Annotated in this window: 6 protein-coding genes; all 6 read right to left on the bottom strand. The window is 73.3% G+C overall.

The window, feature by feature from the left end:
* Nucleotides 1-966: hypothetical protein (locus tag MFF42_RS13415; protein ID WP_238256176.1), on the bottom strand; the 966-nt coding region annotated here is incomplete at its 3' end.
* A 52-nt stretch (nucleotides 967-1,018) separates the two neighbouring features.
* The gene (locus tag MFF42_RS13410; RefSeq protein WP_238256175.1) at nucleotides 1,019-1,975 is read right to left on the bottom strand and encodes a hypothetical protein; all 957 of its coding nucleotides are present in this window, start codon (nucleotides 1,973-1,975) and stop codon (nucleotides 1,019-1,021) included.
* Nucleotides 1,976-2,025: 50 nt separating this feature from the next.
* The gene (locus tag MFF42_RS13405; RefSeq protein ID WP_238256174.1) at nucleotides 2,026-2,913 is read right to left on the bottom strand and encodes an OmpA family protein; all 888 of its coding nucleotides are present in this window, start codon (nucleotides 2,911-2,913) and stop codon (nucleotides 2,026-2,028) included.
* 77 nt (nucleotides 2,914-2,990) lie between these two features.
* Nucleotides 2,991-3,416: a type II toxin-antitoxin system VapC family toxin gene (locus MFF42_RS13400; RefSeq protein ID WP_238256173.1), complete on the bottom strand. Its 426-nt coding sequence runs from the start codon at nucleotides 3,414-3,416 to the stop codon at nucleotides 2,991-2,993.
* Nucleotides 3,413-3,670 (bottom strand): FitA-like ribbon-helix-helix domain-containing protein, encoded by a 258-nt coding sequence (locus MFF42_RS13395; protein WP_238256177.1) that lies wholly within the window; start codon nucleotides 3,668-3,670, stop codon nucleotides 3,413-3,415. The genes MFF42_RS13400 and MFF42_RS13395 overlap by 4 nt, the downstream gene beginning before the upstream one ends.
* 77 nt (nucleotides 3,671-3,747) lie before the next feature.
* The gene (locus tag MFF42_RS13390) at nucleotides 3,748-4,770 is read right to left on the bottom strand and encodes a trypsin-like serine peptidase (RefSeq protein WP_238256172.1); all 1,023 of its coding nucleotides are present in this window, start codon (nucleotides 4,768-4,770) and stop codon (nucleotides 3,748-3,750) included.
* Nucleotides 4,771-4,978: the final 208 nt, after the last annotated feature.

The raw sequence follows: 4,978 nt of genomic DNA, 5'->3' as shown, positions 1-4,978 counted from the left end.
GCGGGCAAGCGCCTCGGCCCGGCCGGCATCGGCGAAGCCGATTACCCGCAGATACCGGCCGTCCTCGAACACCGTCGTCTGGGTCATCCCGAGCGCGCGTCCGTTCTTCGTGTCGGTGCCGGTGCCGCGCAGGCGCACCACGACGGCGTCGCCGCGGGTGCTGCGCTCCTCGCCGGTGATCGCGACGTCCTTCAGATCCTTCTGTGCGGCGAAGATCCGGCGGGCATAGGCGACTTCCCCGCCCGCCGGCACGGGCACCTGCCCCAGCGACGGCGTGACGATCACCACCGGCTGCTCGCGCTCCGGATCGACGTCCTTCGGCCCCTCGGTTAGGAGCAGGCCGTTGCCGGCGAAGACCCCCGTCGGGCGGAACCCGGCGGTGTCGCCGACGGTGTAGGGCAGCGCCGCGACCTGATCGGCGAGGCTCGCCTTGGCCCGGAACGCGATCGTGCGGAGCGCCGCCTCGACGGTCGGAGCCGGCACCTGCTTGGCCGCCGCCTCCGGCACCTGCACGGTGACGAGGCCGGTTCCGGAGGCGCCGCGCACCACGGCGACCCACTTGGCGTAGGTGAGGCCGTTGGCCCCCTGCGTCCCGCGCAGGACGAACCCTTCGCCCCCCGCCGTGCTCAGCGGCTCGGGTCCGCCCTTCACCCGGAAGCCGGACGGCGCCAGGGCCTCGGCCGTGAACTTCCCGTTGATCTGATCCCAGGCCTCCGGCGGCATCTCCACCAGCACGATCGAGGCGCCGGAGCGGTGCTCGAAGCCCGCGAAGCTCGTGGCCGGCTTCATGCCGGCCGGCGGGGCGAGACCGAGCGATCCGGCGCGCGGGAAGACCGGCTCGGCCGCGAGCGCCGGAGCGCTGGAGGCGAGCAGCCCGGCGAGTAGGCCGCGCAGGGCCCACCGGCCGGAAGCGAGGCGAGCCAGACCTCGGGCAAGCGGGCCGCGCAGCGGGTTGCGATCGGTCATCGGGGGTCTCCGAAGGCTGGTGCGGACGGTCGTCGTGGGGTTCGGGGGGCGGTCAGCGGGTGGCGACGCGGCTGACGACGAAGGTGTTGCCGGAGAACTGGACCTGTCCCGGCGCGCTCATGTGCTCCAGCATCAGGCGCAGGTTGCGGCCGAGCCGCGCCGAGTCGGAGCGGGTCTCGTACCAGTACTCGGCGCTGGCGCCGCCGGAGCGCACCGGGCGGTGGTGCTCGTAGCAGCGGAAGGCGGCCATGTACTCCTCCGCCGCCTGCACCTCCTGCGGCGAGAAGCCGTTGAGGCGCACGACGTAGGCCGTGGGCAGGCCGCCGCAGGACTCGCCGCCGGCTACCGCGGCGGGCGGAGGCTCGGCGCCGGGCAGGGCGTTCGGAAGCGGGTTCGGGGACGCGCCGGCATCGGCGCCGCGGCGGGGCGCGATCACGCCGTCGAGCTTGGCCGTGAGCGCGCTCGCCACGTCGGCGGCGATGCTCTTGGCCTCGGCGCCGACCCGTTCGAGCAGGCATTCCCGGTCGCAGCCCTGGGGCAGGGGCGGAAGCTGCAGCCCCGCCACCTCGAAGGCGCCGAGCGACTGCCCGGTGCGCACGTTGAGGAGCCGGCCGGGGATGCGCACCTCCGGCCGCACGATGTCGGAATAGGCCGATTTCGAGGCCGAGGCGTAGACCTGGAACACCGCCACCACGTCGAGCGGCGGGTTCTGGACCGCCCGGGCGACCTCGATCAGCTCCGCGTCGCGGCGGCGGACCCGGTTGGCCTGGGTGATCCCCATCGCCACCGCCGTCTCGTCGTAGACGTTGTAGCCGCGCAGGTTCATCGTCTCGGAGAGTTCGGTGATCACCCGCTGGAAGATGCGGTTGCCGCGGGGCACGGAATCCTCGTCGGCATCCTCGCCCATCACGACGATATTGGGCCGGGTCTGCGCCTGAACCGGCGCGGCGAGGCCGAGGAGGGAGCCGCCGATCAGGGCGAGCGTGGCGAGCGTTCGGGTGCGCAGCATCGGGATCATCCTGTCTGTCGGTTCGTGTGCCGGCGTTTGTGTCGCGGAGTTCACTCGGAGCAGAGCAGCGGCGTCGGGGCCGCGCCGAAATCGTCGAGGTCGAGCGGGACCTGGCGGCGGGGATCGCCGAGCGCGTCGTTCCCGCAGGTCTGCTCGGAGGCGGGCAGGATGAAGCGCAGGGCGCCGCTCCGCGCGGGCGCGATCAGGCTGACTTCGACCCGCCGGTTGATCCGCGCGAAGGGCTGGGACGGGTCCTTGGGGCGGACCGGCCCCCAGCCGTGGATGCGCAGCCGGCGCGGATCGATGCCGTAGGTCTCGACGAGATGCGCCTTCACCGCCCGGGCGCGGGCGAGCGACAGGCGGCGGTTGTAGCCGAGACCGCCCGCGGCATCGGTGTGCCCGGCGATCAGGAAGCCGTGGCCGGACAGCTCGCGGGCCTGCAGCGCCTGCCCCAGCGGGTCGAGCTGGATGCGCGCCTCCGGCGTCAGGCGGGTGCTGTCGTAGGCGAAGAACACGGTGAGATCGACCGAGCGGGCGGGATCGACCCGCAGGCTCGGGCCGCCGTCGGCGGGGGAGACCGCGACCGGCGCGGCGGGGCGGCCCGGATTGCCGTCGGCGAAGGGGGCGAGGGAACGGATGATCGCGTTGGCGGACGGGTTCACCGCACCGGCCTCGTCCCGCTCGGCGGCCTCGTCGCGGGCCGGCGGCGCCTCCGCCTCGGCGACGGGCGGCCGCGCGCCCGGCACTTCGGTGAGCGGGTTGGCGCGGGCCGGTGCGAGGGCGAAGAGGACGCCCGCCGCCAGCATCACGCCGACACGCGGGCGCCATGCCGAGGCCGTTCCCCCCGTGCGGCGCGCAATGCGCTCGGCTGCCTGCTCGATTGCCCCCATGGCCTCCGTCTCCGTCTCACGGGCCTTGCCGCGGCCCCTTCCCCTCATCCCTGGACCTCGCAGAGCGGCTTTCGCCGCCTGCCCACGAAAAAAATCGTTCGCGATACCGATCTCCGGGGCCCCGCTTACCCCGCGGCTCGCCACGGATTGACGACGCCGACCCCGGCGGCCTCGAACGGGCCCGTATCGCGCGTGGCGACCGCGAAGCCCCGGACCGCGGCGGCGGCGGCGATAGACCCGTCCGCCATACCGATGGCCTTCCCGGCGGCGCGGGCGCGCGCCATGAAGTCGGCGTAGTGGCGCGAGGCGTCGAGGTCGAACGGCAGAACGCGGCCGGTGAAGGCGGGAATCACCTCGCGCTCCAGCCGGTCCCGGAAGATCTCCCGCCGCCTGCCCGGCGGCATCATGGCCGTGCCGAAGCGGAGTTCGGCGACGGTGACGGCGGTGAGGTAGAGGGTCTCGATCGCCTGCGCATCGACCCAAGCCAGCACGGAGGGGTCGGGCGAAGCCCGCCACAGCTCGGACAGGACGGTGGTATCGAGGACGATCACTCGAACCGGATCGGTTCGGCCGGTTGCCGGTCGCGAAGCCGGTCGAAGGCGTCCGCTTCCGCCTCGGTCAGACCGCCGGCCTCGCGGGCGATGGAGGACAGGAGGGAGCCGAGCTTCATCCGACCGGCCGGCTTGGCCGCCTGCTCCAGGATGGCGCGGATCTCGGCCTCGGTGCTGCGTCCGTGCTGCGCGGCGCGGATGCGCAGGGCGCGATGCACCTCGTCGGGCACGTTGCGGATGGTGATCGAGGCCAGCGGCTGCACTCCGCTCGAACGATGACGATGCTATCATCCTAATGAAGTGCCATCATATCGCAACCTCGCGGCCTCCGTCAGCGCCCGCGCAGGATCGCGTTCATGCTCGCGGGATCGAGCGGCCCGTCCGCGGGCGGGCCGGCGGCGGGCTTGGTAGCGGGCGCGGTGCCGGAGGTGGCGCCGGACTTGGCCGGCGCACCTCCGGCCGGCGCATCCCCGGCCGTCGCCGCGGCGGCGACCGGGCGGCCCTGGCTGGCGGCGATCTCGGCGAGGATGCGGCTGCGCCCGAGGATCGCCGAGAGCCGCGTGGCCTTGTTGAAGCTCGACGGGTCCTTCGGATCGAGGCCGCCCTCCTTGTGCAGGGCGATGCCGGCGACGGAGGCGTCGAACATCAGCGAGCCGGAGGAGCCGCCGAGCGTGTCGCAGCGGTGGCGCAGATCCGGCCCCTCGGCCTGATCCTTCATCGCGAAGCAGCGGAAGCGGCTCATCACCTTCGGGCGCCCGAGGGGATGGTGGATCACGAGCATCGAGCGGTTGCCCGCCACGGGCTCGCCCGAGAGGCGGACGCTGCCGTAGGCCGCGGTCGGGTTCCCGGCGACGCGGGCCAGCGCGTAGTCGAGGCGGGCGTCGAATTCGACCGGTTTCGGGTCGATCTCGAAGCGGCGCGAGCCTTTGCCGTCGAGCGTCAGGTAATCCATCAGGATCGACGCCTTGACCGGGGTGAGGTCGCCCGCCTGCGGCAGGCAGTGGTGATTGGTCAGCACGTAGTCGCCGGGCAGCAGCGCCCCGGTGCAGGAGGCGCCGACCTGCTGGCCGGTGCGGCCGTTCTTCAGAACGATGTCGACGCGGCCGATCGGCCGGGCCAGGGCGGCGAGCCCGTCCTTGGGGTCGAGTTCGCTGATCGGCTCGAACGCGCCCTTGTTCTGATCGACATAGGCCGCCGCGTCGCCGGTCGTCTGGCGCAGGGGCAGCTGCGCCCGGCCGTAATCGGCGGGATCGAAGCCGACGCTCTGCGCCCGCGCGGGATCGGCCGCACAGAGGGCGAGCAGCAGGCAGGCGGCGGCCGGGGCGGGCCGGCGTCTCCGGCGAATCGGGGTCATCCTCTCCCTCCTCTCCGTCTGGGTCGTATGCCCGGCCCACACGGCTGGGTCAAAAGTCTCACGCTGCGGACTGTACGCCCATCAGCGCGTCAGGGCGTGGACGAGGCGGTCGCCCGGCGGCGCCGCGCCCGTTTCCGGATGCGCTCTGGCTTCCGGCAGGGCCTGGACCGCGTAGACGAGGTTTTGCCGCCCGCCCTCGCGCAGGAAG

The sequence above is a fragment of the Methylorubrum podarium genome, from assembly GCF_022179745.1.
In the GTDB taxonomy this organism is placed as follows: Bacteria; Pseudomonadota; Alphaproteobacteria; order Rhizobiales; family Beijerinckiaceae; genus Methylobacterium; species Methylobacterium podarium.
Note: the sequence above shows the minus strand (reverse complement) of the source record. Positions and strands in the feature narration are given on the sequence as shown.